The organism is Halomonas denitrificans (genome assembly GCF_003056305.1).
Lineage (GTDB): Bacteria > Pseudomonadota > Gammaproteobacteria > Pseudomonadales > Halomonadaceae > Halomonas > Halomonas denitrificans.
In genome coordinates this window covers 205810-222274 of the sequence record NZ_PYVX01000003.1, presented here as the reverse complement: position 1 = coordinate 222274, position 16465 = coordinate 205810, and the positions used below count along the sequence as shown (strand labels likewise).

18 protein-coding genes are annotated in these 16465 nt (G+C 67.8%); 4 read left to right on the top strand and 14 right to left on the bottom strand.

Translation table 11 applies throughout. The annotated features are described in order from the left end of the window. Positions 1-7 precede the first annotated feature (7 nt). The 14 genes from C9F13_RS10470 to argC all read right to left on the bottom strand — a co-directional run bounded on the left by C9F13_RS10470 (position 8) and on the right by argC (position 11792). Complete coding sequence (locus tag C9F13_RS10470; protein ID WP_108446208.1) at positions 8-547, bottom strand: F0F1 ATP synthase subunit delta; 540 nt, start codon at positions 545-547, stop codon at positions 8-10. 11 nt (positions 548-558) lie between these two features. Beyond that, on the bottom strand, positions 559-1029 hold the full coding sequence (locus C9F13_RS10465; RefSeq protein WP_108446207.1) for a F0F1 ATP synthase subunit B: 471 nt from the start codon (positions 1027-1029) through the stop codon (positions 559-561). A 75-nt stretch (positions 1030-1104) separates the two neighbouring features. Then, on the bottom strand, positions 1105-1332 hold the full coding sequence (gene atpE / locus C9F13_RS10460) for a F0F1 ATP synthase subunit C (RefSeq protein ID WP_089849248.1): 228 nt from the start codon (positions 1330-1332) through the stop codon (positions 1105-1107). A 58-nt stretch (positions 1333-1390) separates the two neighbouring features. Next, a complete protein-coding gene (gene atpB / locus C9F13_RS10455; RefSeq protein WP_108446206.1) occupies positions 1391-2218 on the bottom strand; it encodes a F0F1 ATP synthase subunit A in 828 nt (275 codons plus the stop codon). A 14-nt stretch (positions 2219-2232) separates the two neighbouring features. Beyond that, positions 2233-2619, bottom strand: a complete 387-nt coding sequence (locus C9F13_RS10450) for an ATP synthase subunit I (protein WP_108446205.1) — start codon at positions 2617-2619, stop codon at positions 2233-2235. 227 nt (positions 2620-2846) lie between these two features. Further along, complete coding sequence (locus C9F13_RS10445) at positions 2847-3761, bottom strand: ParB/RepB/Spo0J family partition protein (RefSeq protein ID WP_108446433.1); 915 nt, start codon at positions 3759-3761, stop codon at positions 2847-2849. A gap of 41 nt (positions 3762-3802) precedes the next feature. Beyond that, complete coding sequence (locus C9F13_RS10440) at positions 3803-4573, bottom strand: ParA family protein (RefSeq protein WP_108446204.1); 771 nt, start codon at positions 4571-4573, stop codon at positions 3803-3805. A 31-nt stretch (positions 4574-4604) separates the two neighbouring features. After that, the gene (gene rsmG, locus C9F13_RS10435; protein WP_108446203.1) at positions 4605-5267 is read right to left on the bottom strand and encodes a 16S rRNA (guanine(527)-N(7))-methyltransferase RsmG; all 663 of its coding nucleotides are present in this window, start codon (positions 5265-5267) and stop codon (positions 4605-4607) included. Beyond that, positions 5264-7168 (bottom strand): tRNA uridine-5-carboxymethylaminomethyl(34) synthesis enzyme MnmG, encoded by a 1905-nt coding sequence (mnmG, locus tag C9F13_RS10430; RefSeq protein ID WP_108446202.1) that lies wholly within the window; start codon positions 7166-7168, stop codon positions 5264-5266. Before mnmG ends, rsmG begins: the two co-directional genes overlap by 4 nt. A 553-nt stretch (positions 7169-7721) precedes the next feature. Then, the gene (locus tag C9F13_RS10425) at positions 7722-8495 is read right to left on the bottom strand and encodes an amino acid ABC transporter ATP-binding protein (RefSeq protein ID WP_108446201.1); all 774 of its coding nucleotides are present in this window, start codon (positions 8493-8495) and stop codon (positions 7722-7724) included. A 12-nt stretch (positions 8496-8507) separates the two neighbouring features. Then, positions 8508-9179, bottom strand: a complete 672-nt coding sequence (locus C9F13_RS10420) for an amino acid ABC transporter permease (RefSeq protein ID WP_108446200.1) — start codon at positions 9177-9179, stop codon at positions 8508-8510. A 110-nt stretch (positions 9180-9289) separates the two neighbouring features. Next, positions 9290-10057, bottom strand: coding sequence for a transporter substrate-binding domain-containing protein (locus C9F13_RS10415; protein ID WP_108446199.1), 768 nt, complete (start codon positions 10055-10057; stop codon positions 9290-9292). Between the two features lie 114 nt (positions 10058-10171). Continuing rightward, a complete protein-coding gene (gene erpA / locus C9F13_RS10410) occupies positions 10172-10525 on the bottom strand; it encodes an iron-sulfur cluster insertion protein ErpA (RefSeq protein WP_108446198.1) in 354 nt (117 codons plus the stop codon). Positions 10526-10757: 232 nt separating this feature from the next. Further along, on the bottom strand, positions 10758-11792 hold the full coding sequence (gene argC, locus C9F13_RS10405; protein WP_108446197.1) for an N-acetyl-gamma-glutamyl-phosphate reductase: 1035 nt from the start codon (positions 11790-11792) through the stop codon (positions 10758-10760). Positions 11793-11920: 128 nt separating this feature from the next. Here argC and C9F13_RS10400 point away from each other — a divergent pair, with 128 nt between their 5' ends. The 4 genes from C9F13_RS10400 (at position 11921) to hemL (ending at position 16456) form a co-directional block, all read left to right on the top strand. Further along, positions 11921-13690 (top strand): chloride channel protein, encoded by a 1770-nt coding sequence (locus C9F13_RS10400; protein WP_108446196.1) that lies wholly within the window; start codon positions 11921-11923, stop codon positions 13688-13690. A gap of 9 nt (positions 13691-13699) precedes the next feature. Continuing rightward, positions 13700-14131: a protoporphyrinogen oxidase HemJ gene (gene hemJ, locus C9F13_RS10395; RefSeq protein ID WP_108446195.1), complete on the top strand. Its 432-nt coding sequence runs from the start codon at positions 13700-13702 to the stop codon at positions 14129-14131. Next, positions 14131-14988 (top strand): bifunctional hydroxymethylpyrimidine kinase/phosphomethylpyrimidine kinase, encoded by an 858-nt coding sequence (gene thiD, locus C9F13_RS10390; RefSeq protein WP_108446194.1) that lies wholly within the window; start codon positions 14131-14133, stop codon positions 14986-14988. Before hemJ ends, thiD begins: the two co-directional genes overlap by 1 nt. 178 nt (positions 14989-15166) lie before the next feature. Then, positions 15167-16456, top strand: coding sequence for a glutamate-1-semialdehyde 2,1-aminomutase (gene hemL, locus C9F13_RS10385; RefSeq protein WP_108446193.1), 1290 nt, complete (start codon positions 15167-15169; stop codon positions 16454-16456). Positions 16457-16465: the final 9 nt, after the last annotated feature.

Below are 16465 nucleotides of genomic sequence, written 5' to 3'. Positions count from 1 at the left end.
CTCAGACTCAGGCGGAAAGGGCCTCGTGGAGGCGGTTCAGTCGACCGCGTACCGAGCCGTCGATGACGGTGTCGCCGGCACGCAGGATGACGCCTCCCAGGAGGGTGGAATCCACCTGAGTGGTAATGGAGATTTCGCGGTTCAGACGCTTGGCCAGTGCACTCGCGAGCTTGTCCTGCTGCGCATCGTCCAGCGGGAAGGCGGAGACGATGTTCACGTCCATGCGCTTCTCCTGCTGGGCCTTCAGCATGGTGAACTGCTCGACGATCGCCGGCAGGGCCGCCAGGCGGCCCTTCTGGCCGACCAGGCGCAGGAAGTTGCGGACGGCGTCGCTCACGGCGTCGCCACAGACGTCGACGACCACGTCGGCCTTCTGGGTGCTCGACAGCTGCGGGTTGCCGAGCACCCGGCGCTGCATGTCGTCGTCCTGGACGACGCGCGCCGCGGTCTCGAGCATCGCGGCCCAGTCATCCAGTGCCTGCTGCTCAACGGCGTGCTCGAAGGCCGCCTTGGCGTAGGGTCGTGCGACGGTAGACGTTTCCGCCATGGGTCACCTCCTCAAAGCTCGTTGGCGAGTTCGTCGACGAGCTTCGCGTGCTTCTTCTCGTCGATGGAGGATTCCAGGATCCGCTCCGCACCCACGATGGCGAGCCGCGACACCTGCACCCGCAGGTCTTCCTTCGCGCGATTCACTTCCTGGTCGATCTCGGACTTGGCCTGAGCGATCATCCGCTCGCCTTCCTGGCGCGCCTGGTCGCGCGCCTCCTCGATCATCTGGCTGGACCGCTTGTGGGCCTGCTCCAGGATCTCGGCGGCCTGCTCCTTGCTCTCGCGCAGCGTCTCGCTGGCCTGCTCTTCGGCCAGCTCCAGGTCACGCGAGGCACGGCTGGCCGCGTCCAGGCCGTCGGCGATCTTCTTCTGACGCTCATGGAGCGCGTTGCTGATCGGCGGCCACACAAACTTAATGCAAAATCCGACGAAGATCGCGAAGGCGATCATCTGTCCGATTAGCGTCATGTTGATATTCACAGGGACGTACCTCTGACAGATTCGTGGCGTCCGGAAACAAGCAAACCGAGCGCGGTGCGCCCGGTATGCCAAACGTTAACCGGCGACGACGAAGATCAGGTACATCGCGATGCCGACGCCGATCATGGGCACGGCGTCCAGCAGGCCCGCCATCAGGAAGGTCTTGGTCTGCAGCTGGTCACCCAGCTCCGGCTGGCGAGCGGTGGTTTCGAGCAGCTTGCCACCCAGCAGGGCGAAGCCGATACCGGTACCCAGTGCGCCCAGGCCGATCATGAGGGAGGCAGCAATGTAGACGAGTTCCATGGTGATGCTCCTATCGAGTTTACGTTTAGGTTCAAGGGTTTAGCGGGTGTTACGTGATTCAGTGATGCTCATGAGCCGCGCTCAGGTAGACCACCGTCAGGACGGTGAAGATGAACGCCTGCAGGGTGATGACCAGAATGTGGAAGATGGCCCAGGGCACGTTCAGCGTCCAGGAGACCCAGAACGGCAACAGCGCGATCAGCAGGAAGATGACCTCGCCGGCGAACATGTTGCCGAAGAGACGCAGACCGAGGCTGAGCGGCTTGACCAGCAGACCGATGAGCTCCATGACCAGGTTGAAGGGGATCAGCGACCAGTGGTTGAACGGGGTGAACGAGAGCTCCTTGACGAAGCCGCCGGCGCCCTTGACCTTGATGCTGTAGTAGATGATCAGGCAGAACACGCCCAGGGCCATGCCGAGGGTGACGTTGGGGTCGGTGGTCGGCACGAGCTTCATGTACTCGACGCCGAACTTGGCGAACAGCTGCGGGGCCAGGTCCACGGGCACCAGCTTGAGCAGGTTCATCAGGAAGATCCAGACGAACAGCGTCAGCGCCAGCGGGGCGATGAGCGAGTTCCGGCCGTGCAGGAAGGCGCCGCGCACCGTGCCCTCGACGAACTCGAAGACCATCTCGATGGCGCACTGCAGCTTGCCCGGCACGCCGGTGGTGGCGGCCTTGCCGACCATGCGGAACAGCCAGATGAACAGCGCGCCCATCGCCAGCGACCAGCCCATGGAGTCCAGGTGGATGGCCCAGAAGCCCATCTCCTGCGCCTCGGCGGCCGAGTGCGCCAGGGACCAGCCGTTTTCGGGATGGTAGCCGTAGGTCAGATTCTGCAGGTGGTGCTGGATATACTCCGTGGGAGTCGAGTTGTTGCCTGCCATGAGCTGCCTCGATTTCAGTTGGGTGTCTGACGCGTCACCAGCCAGGAGGCCAGCCAGTACGCGAACAGGGTCACCACATAAGCGCCAAAGAATAAAGCATGATTTGAGAGGGGCACTGAGATGAACACCAGTGCGAAGAGTGCCACTGTCAAACCAAACTTTCCGGCCGCCGCACGGTAGAGGCCGTGTACCGCGCGACGCGCCTGGCGACCGCCGCGGTGGCGAAATACGCGCCAGGCGAAGTAGACATTGGGCAGCAGCGCCACGGCGCTTCCCACCAGGACCGATACGGCATCGGCGGGACCCTTGACCCCGGCAGCGACGCCGACCATGAACGCCATGGCGGCGAGCTGTGCGACCCACAGTGGTCGCAGGCTGGGGCGCCGGTTCCTGGCTGCCATGGGGGTCTCCGTTCACGCTAGCGTTGGTCGGCGACCCCTCTGCTTCGCTGCGCCTCGCCGCGCGCGAGTCAACGAAAGGTCCGGCGCGATTATAGGGAAGCCCCACTTAAGCTTCAACCGAGGACGCCGCCAATAGCCGCGATATCTCGTTGCTCTACGACTAAAAGTCGATAAATTCGCCCAGCATGTTTAGCCGGCTAATGGCTGATCGACGCGCCAAGGGCCCGCTAACGGATGTGCTCGAGGATGCCGTCGAGCTCATCGAGGCTGGCGTAGCGAATCGTCACGCGCCCCTTGCCGCCGCGCCCGTGCTGGATCTTGACTGGCGCCCCCAGCACCTCGGCGAGACGCGTCTCGAGGCCGGCCACGTCCGCGGACGGCGCCTCGGGGGAGGGCCTGGCCGGTTCGCCGTTGGCCAGGCGCTTGACCAGCGCCTCGGTCGCGCGAACGGTGAGGTCCTTGTTGACCACCTCGTGGGCGGCCTTGCGCTGCCTGGCCCCCGACAGCGCCAGCAGCGCCCGGGCGTGGCCCATGTCGAGATCGCCCCGCTCGAGCAGGGTCTGCACTTCGGGGTCCAGCGTCAACAGGCGCAGCAGGTTGGCCACCTGGGCGCGGGAGCGGCCCACGGCGTCGGCGGTCTGCTGCTGGGTGAGCGAGAACTCCTCGAGCAGCCGCTTCAGCGCCATCGCCTCCTCGACGGGGTTCAGGTCCTCGCGCTGGATGTTCTCGATCAGCGCCAGCGCCAGCGCCACCTCATCGGTCACCTCGCGGATCACCGCGGGGATCACGTCGAGCTCGGCGAGCTGGGCGGCTCGCCAGCGACGCTCGCCGGCAATGATCTCGTAGCGCGCCTCGCCCACCGGGCGCACCACGATCGGCTGCATCACGCCCTGGGCGCGGATCGAGTCGGCCAGCTCCTCGAGGGCCTCGGGCTGGATATCGCGACGCGGCTGATACTTGCCGCGGGAGAGCTGCCCCAGCGGCAGGCGCTCGAGGCGTTCGTCGGGCTCGGCCGCGCGGGGCGCCGCGGGCTCGGCGTCCTCCCCGATCTCGACCTCGGGCAGGTCCAGGCTTTCACGACGGCGGGCGTTGGCACCGATCAGGGCATCCAGGCCACGTCCCAGGGCGCGTTTACGCGTCATCGACATTCCCTCATCACTACCAGCGGTGTGCGACGGCCGGCCTACAGCGACAGGCGTCGGATCAGTTCCTTGGCCAGCACCCGGTGGGCCTGGCTGCCTCGCGAGAAGCGCGCGTACTTGGTGACCGGCAGCCCGTGGCTGGGCGCCTCGGCGACCCGGATGTTGCGCGGGATGGTGGTCTTGAGCAGGGCATCGCCGAAGTAGTCGCGCAGTTGCTTGCTGACGTCCCGGGTCAGGCTGTTGCGGGCGTCGAACATGGTGCGCAGGATACCGAAGATCTCGATCTGCGGGTTCACGCTGTCCTTTATCTGCTCAACGGTATCGAGCAGCGCCGAGAGCCCTTCCAGGGCATAGAACTCGCACTGCAGCGGGATCAGCACGCCGTCGGCCGCGGTCAGCGCGTTGACGGTGAGCATGTTCAGCGACGGCGGGCAGTCGATCAGCACCACGTCGTACTCGCCGGCCACCTCGGCCAGCGCCGTGACGAGGTTACGTGCCCGGTCGTCGCCGCCGGCGAGCAGCTCCACCTCGGCGGCGGTCAGGTCGCCGTTGCCAGGCAGCAGGGCGTAGCCGGCCTGGGGGCAGTCAAGGATCACCTCGGTGGGTTTCTTGTCGCCCAGCACCACGTCGAGCACGCTGCCGTCCAGGTCATGCTTGTCGGCGCCGCTGCCCATGGTGGCATGCCCCTGGGGGTCCAGGTCGACCAGCAGCACGCGGCGGTCCAGCGCCGCCAGGCTGGCGGCGAGGTTGACGGCGGTCGTGGTCTTGCCGACGCCGCCCTTCTGGTTGGTCAGGGCAATGATCTTGGTCACGTGCAACTCCCTTGCTGGGGAAACAGACGCCTCAGGGGCGGGCCTCGCTGGACGCCCGGTGGCGCAGGACCACCAGCGGTCGGCTGCCGGACGCGAAGGGCACCTCGAGGTCGTGGCGGGCCGCCACGACGACCTCCTCGGGGAGGCCGGCCAGCTCATCTTCCACGGCGGGGCCTTTCATGGCCAGCCACTCGCCGTCGGGGGCCACCAGCGACGCGGTCAGCGCGACGAAGTCGCCGAGGCTCGAGAAGGCCCGTGAGATCACCTGCGCGTAGCCGCCGGCGATCGGCGTGAAGGTCTCGACCCGCGCCTGCACCGGGGTGACGTTGGTCAGTCCGAGCTCCATCACCGCCTGGCGCTGGAAGCGCACCTTCTTGCCGTTGCTGTCGAGCAGCGTGACCCCAAGCGACGGCTTGAGGATCGCCAGGACCAGGCCGGGCAAGCCCGGGCCCGAGCCCACGTCGAGCAGCGTCGGCCCCTTGACGAAGGGCAGCACCGCGGCGCTGTCGAGCAGGTGGCGGCTGACCATCTCCTCCGGCGCGCGTACCGCGGTGAGGTTATAGGCGCGGTTCCACTTGTGCAACAGCCCCACCAGCGCCAGCAGGCGGGCGCGCTGCTCGGCGTCGACGGGGATGTCCAGCGCGGCCAGGCCGCGGTCGAGGCGCGCCTCGACGGTCGCGTCGAGGCCCTTCATGCGCTGGCCGCCTTGCTGTCGTCGAGCAGCCGGCGCTTCTTGAGGTGGATCAGCAGGATCGAGACCGCGGCCGGCGTCACGCCAGAGATGCGGCCCGCCTGGGCCAGGGTCTCGGGGCGGGCCGCCTCGAGCTTCTGGCGAATCTCGTTGGAGAGCCCCTCGACGCGCTGGTAGTCCAGGTCTGCCGGCAGCGGGGTCGCCTCGTGGCGCTTGAGCTTGTCGATCTCCTGCTGCTGACGGTCGATGTAGCCCTGGTACTTGGCCTGGATCTGCACCTGGTCGGCCACCGCCTCGTCCGCGACCGGCTCGCCCTCGATGCCGGGCAGGTCGGCGAGGTCGGCGTAGACGAGCTCGGGGCGCTTGAGCAGATCCATCAGGCTGTACTCGCGGGGCAGCGGCGCGCCGGTCCTCGCCTCGACCCGGGCCGCCGCGGGGCTGCCCGGCTGCACCCAGCTGGCCTTGAGGCGCGCGCTCTCGCGCTCCACGGCGTCGCGCTTGGTGGCGAAGGCTGCCCAGCGGGCGTCGTCGACCAGGCCTAGCTCGCGGCCGAGCTCGGTGAGGCGCATGTCGGCGTTGTCCTCGCGCAGCAGCAGGCGGTACTCGGCCCGGGAGGTGAACATCCGGTAGGGCTCCTTCGTCCCCAGGGTGATCAGGTCGTCGACCAGCACCCCGAGGTAGGCCTCGTCGCGACGCGGCGACCAGGCCTCCTGGCCGCGGGCCCGGCGGGCGGCGTTGAGCCCCGCCAGCAGCCCCTGGGCGCCTGCCTCCTCGTAGCCGGTGGTGCCGTTGATCTGGCCGGCGAAGAACAGGTTGTGGATGAATTTGGTTTCCAGCGAGTGCTTGAGGTCCCGCGGATCGAAGAAGTCGTACTCGATGGCATAGCCCGGGCGCGTGATGTGCGCGTTCTCGAAGCCCTTGATCGAGCGCACCACCTGCAGCTGCACGTCGAAGGGCAGCGAGGTGGAGATCCCGTTCGGGTAGAGCTCATGGGTATCGAGGCCCTCGGGCTCGACGAACACCTGGTGGCTGGCCTTGTCGGCGAAGCGGTGCACCTTGTCCTCGATCGAGGGGCAGTAGCGCGGCCCGACCCCCTCGATTACCCCCGAGTACATCGGCGAGCGATCGAGATTGGCATGGATGATCTCGTGGGTGCGCTCGTTGGTGTGCGCGATGTGGCAGCTCACCTGGCGCGGATGCATCTCGCGGCTGCCCAGGTAGGACATTACCGGGGTCGGGGTGTCGCCGGGCTGCTCCTCGAGGGAGGCGAGATCGATGCTCTTGGCATCGAGGCGCGGCGGCGTGCCGGTCTTCAGGCGATCGACCCGGAACGGCAGCGAGCGCAGGCGCCCGGCCAGGCCGTTGGAGGCGGGATCCCCGGCGCGACCGCCGCGGCTGGTGTCCAGGCCGATGTGGATCACCCCGCCGAGGAAGGTTCCGGTGCACAGCACCACCGTCTCGGCGAGGAAGCGGATGCCGGTCTCGGTGACCACGCCGCGCACGGTATCGCCGTCGACGATCAGGTCGCCCGCCGCCTGCTGGAACAGGGTCAGGTTGGCCTGGTTCTCCAGCATGGTGCGGATCGCGGCCTTGTAGCGGACCCGGTCGGCCTGAGCCCGGGTGGCCCGCACCGCCGGTCCCTTGCGGGCATTGAGCACGCGGAACTGGATGCCGCCGAGGTCGGTTGCCAGGCCCATGGCACCGCCCAGGGCATCGATCTCCTTGACCAGGTGACTCTTGCCGATCCCGCCGATGGCGGGATTGCAGGACATCTGGCCGAGCGTCTCGATGTTATGGGTCAGCAGCAAGGTCCGGCAGCCCATGCGGGCCGAGGCCAGGGCGGCTTCGGTTCCGGCATGGCCGCCGCCGATGACGATGACGTCAAAGCGGTCGGGGTACTCCAAGGGTCACCTCTTGGCGCGGCGCGCCGATGTGGCAGTCAGGGGTGGAAATCAGCGGGCCAGTATAAACCCCCTGTGGGTAATCGTCAGGGTTTTCCACACCCGAATTCCCTCCCCGCGGTCGTCAACGCACTTCATATACAATAAAACAGAATATAAAAGAGAAGTTCTGTTGTGGTTGTAACTACTGGTGTGGACATTTTTGGTGGATAAGGGAATAAACCATAATCTTATCAACAGCTTGTATTGTTGATCCCTCGCGGGAGAAAGGCGTGACTGCCTGCGGACGACGTGCGCGGAGGCTGTGGATGGAATGCCGCCTTGTCCACACGGCGAAGCGATCACCGCTTGTCCACCGCTCCCTACCGGGCTTGTTACCGCGACTGTGAACATTCACCGGCCTGGCTGCCATCGCCCGGCGTGGCGGGCCTTCCAGGCCGATCGTCGCGACCCGCCGCGATGTTCTGTCCACAGGCAAAAAAAGGCCCTGTCGATAACGACAGGGCCTTTTTGGATGGGCTGCTGAGGGGCTCCAAAAGGAGCTAGGCAGACGTGGTCAGTGCTTGAGGACCCGCGAGAGGAAGCTCTGGGTGCGCTCGTTCTCGGGCGAATCGAAGACCTTCTCGGGCGGTCCCTCCTCGGTGATCTCGCCCTTGTGAATGAAGATCACCCGATCGGCGACCTCGCGGGCGAAGCCCATCTCGTGGGTGACGATCAGCATGGTCATGCCTTCCTTCGCCAGTTCCCGCATGGCGTCCAGCACCTCGCCGATCATCTCCGGATCCAGCGCCGAGGTGGGCTCGTCGAACAGCATCAGGCGCGGCTCCATGGCCAGCGCACGGGCCAGGGCCACGCGCTGCTGCTGGCCCCCGGAGAGCTGCCCGGGATGCTTGGCGGCCTGGTCGCTGATGCCGACCCGCTCGAGCAGGCGCTCGGCGGTCTCGGTGGCGTCCTCCTGGCTCCAGCCGCGCACCTTCATCGGCGCCAGGGTGACGTTGTCCAGCACGCTGAGGTGGGGGAAGAGGTTGAACTGCTGGAAGACCATGCCGACCTCGGTGCGGATCTTCTGCAGCGCCGCCGAGGCCTTGCCGTGGGGCACCAGCTGGCTGCCGTCGACCTCCAGGTAGCCCTGCTGGAACTCCTCGAGGCCGTTGATGCAGCGGATCAGCGTCGACTTGCCCGAGCCGCTGGCACCGATGATCACCACCACCTCGCCCGGCGAGACCGAGAGGTTGATGTCCTTCAGCACGTGCAGGCTGCCGAAATGCTTGTTGACCTTGTCCATGCGCACGATGGGATCGCTGCCGGACGTGGACTTCTCGTGTGTCATGTCGCGCGTTCCTTATTGTCCGACCAGGCCTCGGCGCTCGAGCTGGCGCAGCACGAACGAGAGGGTCAGGGTGATCGCCAGATAGAGCAGGGCGACCATCAGGTAGACCTCGAGGGCGTTGAAGGTGGTGGCGATATAGACCTGGCCCTGGCGGACCAGTTCGCCGACCCCGATCACCGAGAACAGCGAGGTGTCCTTGATGCTGATGATGCCCTGGTTACCGAGCGACGGGATCATGCGGCGGAAGGCCTGGGGCCAGATGATGTAGCGGAAGGTCTGGCGGCGCGACAGGCCGAGCGACAGGCCCGCCTCGCGCTGGCCGCGCTCGATGGACTGCACGCCGCCGCGCACGATCTCCGAGATGTAGGCGCCGGAGTTGACGGCGATGGCGGCGATACCGGCCACCAGGGCGTTGATCGGACCGCCCAGCAGCTGTGGCAGGCCATAGAAGATGAACAGCACCTGCACCAGCACCGGGGTGCCGCGGAAGATCTCGATGTAGGCCACGGCCGGGATCTTCAGCCACGCGAGGCGGCTGATGCGCAGCAGGCCGAACAGGATGCCGATCAGAAAGCCGATGGCCAGGCCACCGAAGGAGATCAGCAGGGTATAGGGGATACCCTTGAGCAGGAAGGGAATGGAGGCAAAGGCCGCCTGCCAGTCGAATTGGAAGGTGACGTCCACAAGGTTTCTCCGTCAAGACGCGGGGGATGACGACAGGGGAGGATAACGGAGGCGCAACGCAGCGGGGCCGGGCCACATGACCCGACCCCGCAGGCGGAAGTCGCCGGGCATCACTCGCCGCTGGCGCTACCGAACCACTTGGCGTGGATCTCGTCGTAGGTGCCGTCTTCCTTCATCTCGGCCAGGGCCTCGTTGACGGGCTCGACCCACTCGCTGCCCTGGACGAAGACGATGCCGTACTGCTGGCCCTCGTAGAGGTCGCCCACGACCTTCACGCGCCCCTCGCCCTTGGTCTGGGAGAAGTAGCCGACGTTGGGCGCATCGTAGAAGACCGCGTCGACGCTGCCGCCGAGCAGGGCCATGTACATGTCGCTGCTGCCCGGATAGGGGGTGATGTCGGCGTCGTCGCCGAGGTTCTCCTGCAGGAAGTCGTAGCTGGTGGAGCCGACCTTGGTGCCGATCTTCTTGCCGTTGAGGTCCTCGAGATCCTGGACGCTGTCGTCGTTGGCGCCGACCAGGATGCGCAGGCCGCTGTCGTAGTAGGGATCGGAGAAGTCGACGATCTCGGCCCGCTCGTCGGTGATGGTGATGCCGGCGATGGCGATGTCGACGTTGCCGGTCTGCACGGCGGGAATGATGCCGTTGAAGTCCATCGTGCGCAGGTTGTATTCGAAGCCGGCACGATCGGCCAGTTCGCTGATGATGTCCATGTCGAAGCCGACCATCTCGCCGGATTCCTGGTCCATCATCTCGAAGGGCACGAAGCTCGGGTCGGTGACGACCTCCAGCACGTGTTCATCGGCGTTGGCCAGCGCCGCACCACCCAGTCCAATGGCGATGCTGGCGGCCAGCGCGGCTCGTTTCAGTTGCGGTTTCATAGCATTCCCCGTGGAAGGATTTCTTATCATTCGCGCCATCAACGATGGCGAGTTCCCGGAGAAGCGTCAAGTGACGGGCAAGGCGGGCTTTGGCCGCTCAGCCAACGTTGTCGTTCAGACCATGAAGGAGGCGCCGCACCCGCAGGTGGTGGTGGCGTTGGGGTTCTGGACCAGGAAGCGGGCACCGGCCAGGCCCTCCTCATAGTCGACGGTGGAGCCGACCAGGTACTGGTAGGAGAGCGGGTCGACCACCAGGGCCACCGCACCGAACTCGACGAGGGTATCGTCCTCGGCGGTCTCCTCGGCGAAGTCGAAGCCGTACTGGAAGCCCGAGCAGCCGCCTCCGGTGACGTAGACGCGCAGCTTGAGCCGGGGATTGCCCTGTTCCTCGATCAGCGACGCGAGTCGAGCCCGGGCGCCGTCGGAGAGCATCAAGGGGGTGGGAACGAAGGATTCGGCACCGCTCATGGGTGACCTCCCCTGGATCGATGAATGGCGTGACTGCCGACGATTATCCCCATGCCCCAGCAAAAGGGTCAACTTTTACTGGGGGAAGAGGGATCTCGGTGGGCAGGCCCCGGGATGCCGCACCATCGCGAGGGTGCTGTGAACACTTCCCTGTACGCTACTTTTTCCTTCCCTGGAAAAAGACCCTCGCTGCGCTCTCCCACCGAGCTTCGCCCATGGAAGAGCGGGGAGGTCAGGGCATGATGGCCGGGGCGTCGAGGCCGGCGGTCTCGTCGAAGCCGAACATCAGGTTGAGGTTGTGCACGGCCTGGCCCGAGGCGCCCTTGACCAGGTTGTCGATCACCGCGAGTACCACCACGGTGTCGCCATCGCCGGGGCGATGCACCGCCAGCCGGCAGAGGTTGGCGCCCTTGACGCTGCGCGTCTCGGGGTGGCTGCCGGCGGGCATCACGTCGACGAAGGGCTCGTCGGCGAAGCGGCGCTCGAAGAGCGCCTGGAGATCGCCGGGCTCGCCGGTGAGGCGCCCGTAGAGGGTGGCGTGGATGCCGCGGATCATCGGCGTCAGGTGCGGCACGAAGGTCAGGCCCACCGGGCCGCCGGCGGCATCGCCAAGCCCCTGGCGAATCTCCGGCAGGTGGCGGTGGCCCGAGGCGCCATAGGCCTTCATCGACTCGCTGGCCTCGGCCAGCAGCGAGGGCACCTTGGCGCCGCGCCCGGCGCCGGTGACGCCGGACTTGCAGTCGGCGATCACGTGCTCGACGTCGATCAGGCCGGCCTCCAGCAGCGGCAGCAGGCCGAGCTGCACGGCGGTGGGGTAGCAGCCGGGCACCGCGATCAGCCGCGCCTCGCGGATGCGCTCGCGACGCACCTCCGGCAGGCCGTAGACCGCCTCGCCAAGCAGCGCCGGGGCGCCGTGGGGCTGGCCGTACCAGTGGGCCCACTCGTCGGCGTCGCGCAGCCGGAAGTCGGCCGAGAGGTCGATCACCCGGGTGCCGCGCTCGAGCAGCTCGCCGGCCAGGGCGTGGGCCACGCCGTGGGGAGTGGCGAAGAAGACCGCGTCGCAGCGTCCCAGCCGGTCGGCGTCGGGCTGGCTGAAGGCCAGCTCGTCGTAGTGGCCGCGCAGGTTGGGGTACAGCTCGCTGACGGCCATGCCCGCCTCGGAGCGCGAGGTGATGGCATCCACCTCCACGTGAGGATGACGAGCCAGCAGCCTGAGCAGTTCGACGCCGGTGTATCCGGTGCCGCCGACGATTCCGACCTTGATCACGATGGACTCCTGGAAACGGGACTGGGAGGGGAAGCGCTGAGACCTCCGTGTCTGGATATGATACACAAGAGGGCAGGGTCCACCCAGACGGGGGATCCCCGATGCTCAGGCCGAACAGGAACGTCGCCGTGCCGCGCTTCTCGCTACCCGACTTCAGCCTGGATGGCTTCCGTCGCCAGCTGGCCAACGTGGATGCCCTGCCCCAGCTGTGCGTGCTGGGCGTGGTCTCGGGGCTGATCACCGGGGGGCTGATGGTGGCGTTCCGGCTGCTGCTCGCCCTGGGCGCCCTGGCCTTCATGCCCGACGGCAACCCCGAGGCCTTCGAACAGCTCCCGCCCTGGGGGCGCGCCCTGCTGCCGCTGCTGGCGGTGGCGCTGATCGGCCTGTGGCTGTGGCGCCAGCCGCCCGCCAGCCGCAAGATCGGCGTGGCCCACGTGATCGAGCGGCTGACCTATCACCAGGGGCGCTTTCCGCTGCGCAACTGGATCACCCAGTGGTGGGTCGGGCTGGTCTCGGTGCTCGGCGGCCTCTCGGCCGGCCGTGAGGGGCCGGCCATCCACCTGGGCGCCGCGGCCGTCAGCGGCCTCGGCCAGCGGCTCAAGCTGCCGCACAACAGCCTGCGGGTGCTGGTGGCCTGCGGCACCGCGGCGGCCATCTCGGCCTCCTTCCATACCCCCATCGCCGGGGTCATCTTCGCCATGGAAGTGGTGATGATGGAGTACACCATCGTCGGCTTCATGCCGGTGATCCTGGCCTCGACCATGGGCGCGGTGGTGGCCCAGCTGGCCTTCGGTACCGAGCGCGCCTTCCAGGCCACGGACGTGGCGCTGGGCTCGCTGGTCAACCTGCCGTGGCTGGTGGTCTGTGCGCTGGTCATCGGGCTTTTGGCCGGGCTCTTCGTGCGGGTGGCGCGCGCCGGACGCCGACTGGAGCGACTGCCCTGGGCCCTGCGCTGTGCGCTGGTCGGGCTGGTGGTGGGCGGCGTGGCCTGGTGGTACCCCCAGGTGCAGGGCATGGGCTACGACACCCTGGCGATGACGCTCTCGGGGGGCCTGCCGCTGGACGTGCTGCTGGCGGTGGCCATCGGCAAGCTGCTGCTCACCGCCGGCGCCGTGGCCTGCGGCATTCCCGTCAGCATCATCGGGCCGGTGCTGGTGGTGGGCGCTGCGGCCGGCACCCTGCTGGGCCTGCTCGGTGCCCAGCTGATGCCGAGCCTGGCCGCCGGGCCCGAGATCTACGGCATGCTCGGCATGGCGGCGATGATGGGAGCGGTGCTGCAGGCGCCGCTGGCCGCGCTGATGGCGCTGCTCGAGCTGACCCACAACCCCAACATCATCCTGCCGGGCATGCTGGCGGTGGTGGTCGCGGGTCTGACCTCCCGCCAGCTGTGCCGCTGCGACGGCTTCTTCATCAGCGTCACCCGGCACGGCCTGCATCCGCTGCAGCAGCCGCTGATGCAGGCGCTCTCCCGGGTCTCGGTGCCGGCGGTCATGGAGCGCAGCCTGGTGCGCAGCGCGCGCATGGTGACCCGCGACCAGGCCCGGGCCCTGCTCGAGGCCAATCCCGTCTGGGTGCTGATCGAGCGCTCCTCCGCCGACAAGCCGCTGCTGGCGCTCAAGGCCGCCGACCTGGCGCGCTGGCTGCTGGAGCACGACGAGGAGCGCGACGACGACAGCGCGCTGCTGGACCTGGTCGAGATCCCCGGCCAGCGCCTGGACATGGCGCCGATCCACCTCCAGGCGACGCTCACCGAGGCCTTCGACCGGCTCAACGACCGGGGCGTGGACGCGCTCTACGTGGAGCATGGCCATCGGCCGAAGAACAAGCGGATTTCCGGTATCATCACCCGCGACGCCATCGAGCGACACTATCGTTTCTCCGATTCACCGAACGGCTGAGGAGTCGTCATGTACCTGTGGATGAAGGCCCTGCACCTGGTGGCCATGGTGACCTGGTTCGCCGCGCTCTTTTACCTGCCGCGCCTCTATGTCTACCACGCCCAGGCCCGCGACCGCGGCGAGCAGCAGGCGATCGACCACTTCCTCGTCATGGAGCGCAAGCTCTATCGCGGCATCATGACCCCGTCGATGATCGCCGTGCTGCTCTTCGGCGGCGCCCTGCTGGCACTCAATCCCGCCTGGCTCGGCCAGGGGTGGCTCCACGCCAAGCTCACGCTGGTGGTGGCGCTGGTGGCCTATCACCATGTCTGCCTGATCTACCTGAAGCAGTTCGCCGCGGCGCGCTGCACGCGCGGCCACGTCTTCTTCCGCTGGTTCAACGAGCTGCCGGTGATCGCCCTGCTGCTGATCGTCTTCCTCGCGGTGATGAAGCCCTTCTGATGGCCGATCACGCGGAACTGAGTCCCCACCTGCCGACCGTGCTGGTGCTGGCCGGCCACGATCCCACTGGCGGTGCCGGCCTGGTCGCCGACAGCGAGGCGGTGGCCGCCTGCGGCGGCTGGGCCCTGACCCTGCCCACGGCGCTGACGGTGCAGAACTGTCGCGACGTCAGCGCGGTGCACCCCGTCGGTGTCGATCAGCTGCGCGCCATGGCGGCGGCCCTCGACGACTTCGAGATCGCCGCCATCAAGATCGGGGTGATCCCTGACGTGGCCGTGCTGGATGCCGTGGTGGACATCGTGCGCCGGCGGCCGGGCGTGCCGGTGGTGATGGATCCGGTGCTCAGCGCCGGCGGCGGCAGCGAGTTGTCCACAAGCGAGCTGATCGACGCTATCCGCCATCATCTGCTACCGCTTGTGGATATCCTGACCCCCAATCGTCGCGAGCTGGCGCGGCTGGCCGACCGCGACGGCGAGGACGATACGGAGCGGGCGGTGGCGCTGATGTCGCTGGGCTGCCAGGCGCTGCTGGTGACCGGGACCGACGATCCCGAGGGGCGGGTGCCGGCGGATCGCGTGGAGCATACCCTGCACGCCCCGGACACCAGTCGCCAGTGGACCTGGCCGCGCCTGGCCGGCGTCTACCACGGCTCCGGCTGCACCCTGGCGAGCGCCCTGGCGGCGCGCCTGGCCGCGGGCGAGTCGCTGGTCGCCGCCTGCGAACAGGCCCAGGCCTTCACCTGGCAGGCGCTGACCCACGGCTGGCAGCCCGGCCAGGACCAGCGGCTGCCGCGGCGCCTCTGGGCGCTGCCGGCACGGCCGACGTGGCTCGCGCCCGAGGCGACGAGCGGGCGCTGACGCCGGCCGGGCTGGTCATCGCCCCGCCGGCAGACGAGAATAGGGACGCAGTCGGGCCGCGCCGGTGGCGCCCACTTTGAGCGAGATTCACCGGCAGTTCACCGCCCGTCACAGGGTTATCCAGAGAACTATCCACAGCCTGCCCGAGGGGCAGGTCTCAACAGGGCAAGAGGTTGACATGACCACATCCGCACAGCTCTTCGAACAGGCCTGCCGGCACATCCCCGGCGGGGTCAACTCGCCGGTGCGCGCCTTCAAGGGCATGGACCGTCCCCCGGTGTTCATGGAGCGTGCCAAGGGCGCCTACCTGTTCGATGTGGAAGGCAAGCGCTATGTCGACTACGTCGGCTCCTGGGGGCCGATGATCACCGGGCACGCCGACCCCGAGGTGCTTAGCGCGGTGCGCGAGCGCCTCGACGCCGGCCTCTCCTTCGGCACGCCCACGGCCGTCGAGACCACCATGGCCGACCTGATCTGCGAGATGATCCCCTCCATCGAGATGGTGCGCATGGTCAACTCCGGCACCGAGGCCACCATGTCGGCGGTGCGCCTGGCGCGCGGCTTCACCGGCCGCGACAAGATCGTCAAGTTCGAGGGCAACTACCACGGCCACACCGACTCGCTGCTGGTCAAGGCCGGCTCCGGCGCCCTGACCCACGGCGAGCCGAGCTCGCCGGGCGTGCCGGCCTCCCTGGCCGAGCACACCGTGACGCTTTCCTACAACGACCCCGATGCCGTGGAGCAGTGCTTCGAGGAGATCGGCAGCGAGGTGGCCTGCATCATCGTCGAGCCGGTGGCCGGCAACATGAACTGCATTCCGCCACAGCCTGGCTTCCTCGAGACCCTGCGCGAGGTCTGCGACCGCTTCGGCAGCGTGCTGATCTTCGACGAGGTGATGACCGGCTTCCGGGTGGCGCTGGGCGGGGCCCAGGCGCACTACGGCGTCACCCCCGACCTGACCTGCCTGGGCAAGATCGTCGGCGGCGGCATGCCGGTGGGGGCCTTCGGCGGGCGTCGCGAGATCATGGAGGTCGTCTCGCCGCTGGGGCCGGTCTACCAGGCCGGTACCCTCTCGGGGAACCCGCTGGCCATGTCGGCGGGCATCGCCCTGCTCAACAAGCTCAAGGCGCCCGGCTTCCACGATGCCCTGGCGCAGCGGGTCGAGACGCTCTGTCACGGCCTCGAGGCGCGCGCCGAGGCGGCGGGGATCGACATGATCACCCAGCGCGCCGGCGGCATGTTCGGGCTCTTCTTCACCGGCCAGAGCCGGGTCGACAACTTCGCCCAGGCCACCGCCTGCGACGGCGACGCCTTCCGTCGCTTCTTCACCGCGATGCTCGACGAGGGGGTCTACCTGGCGCCGTCGGCCTTCGAGGCCGGCTTCATGTCCAGCGCCCACGCCCCGGAAGACATCCAGCTGACCCTGGACGCCGCCGAGCGCGCCTTCGCGGCGATGCAGCGCGGCTGATCCCCTTCA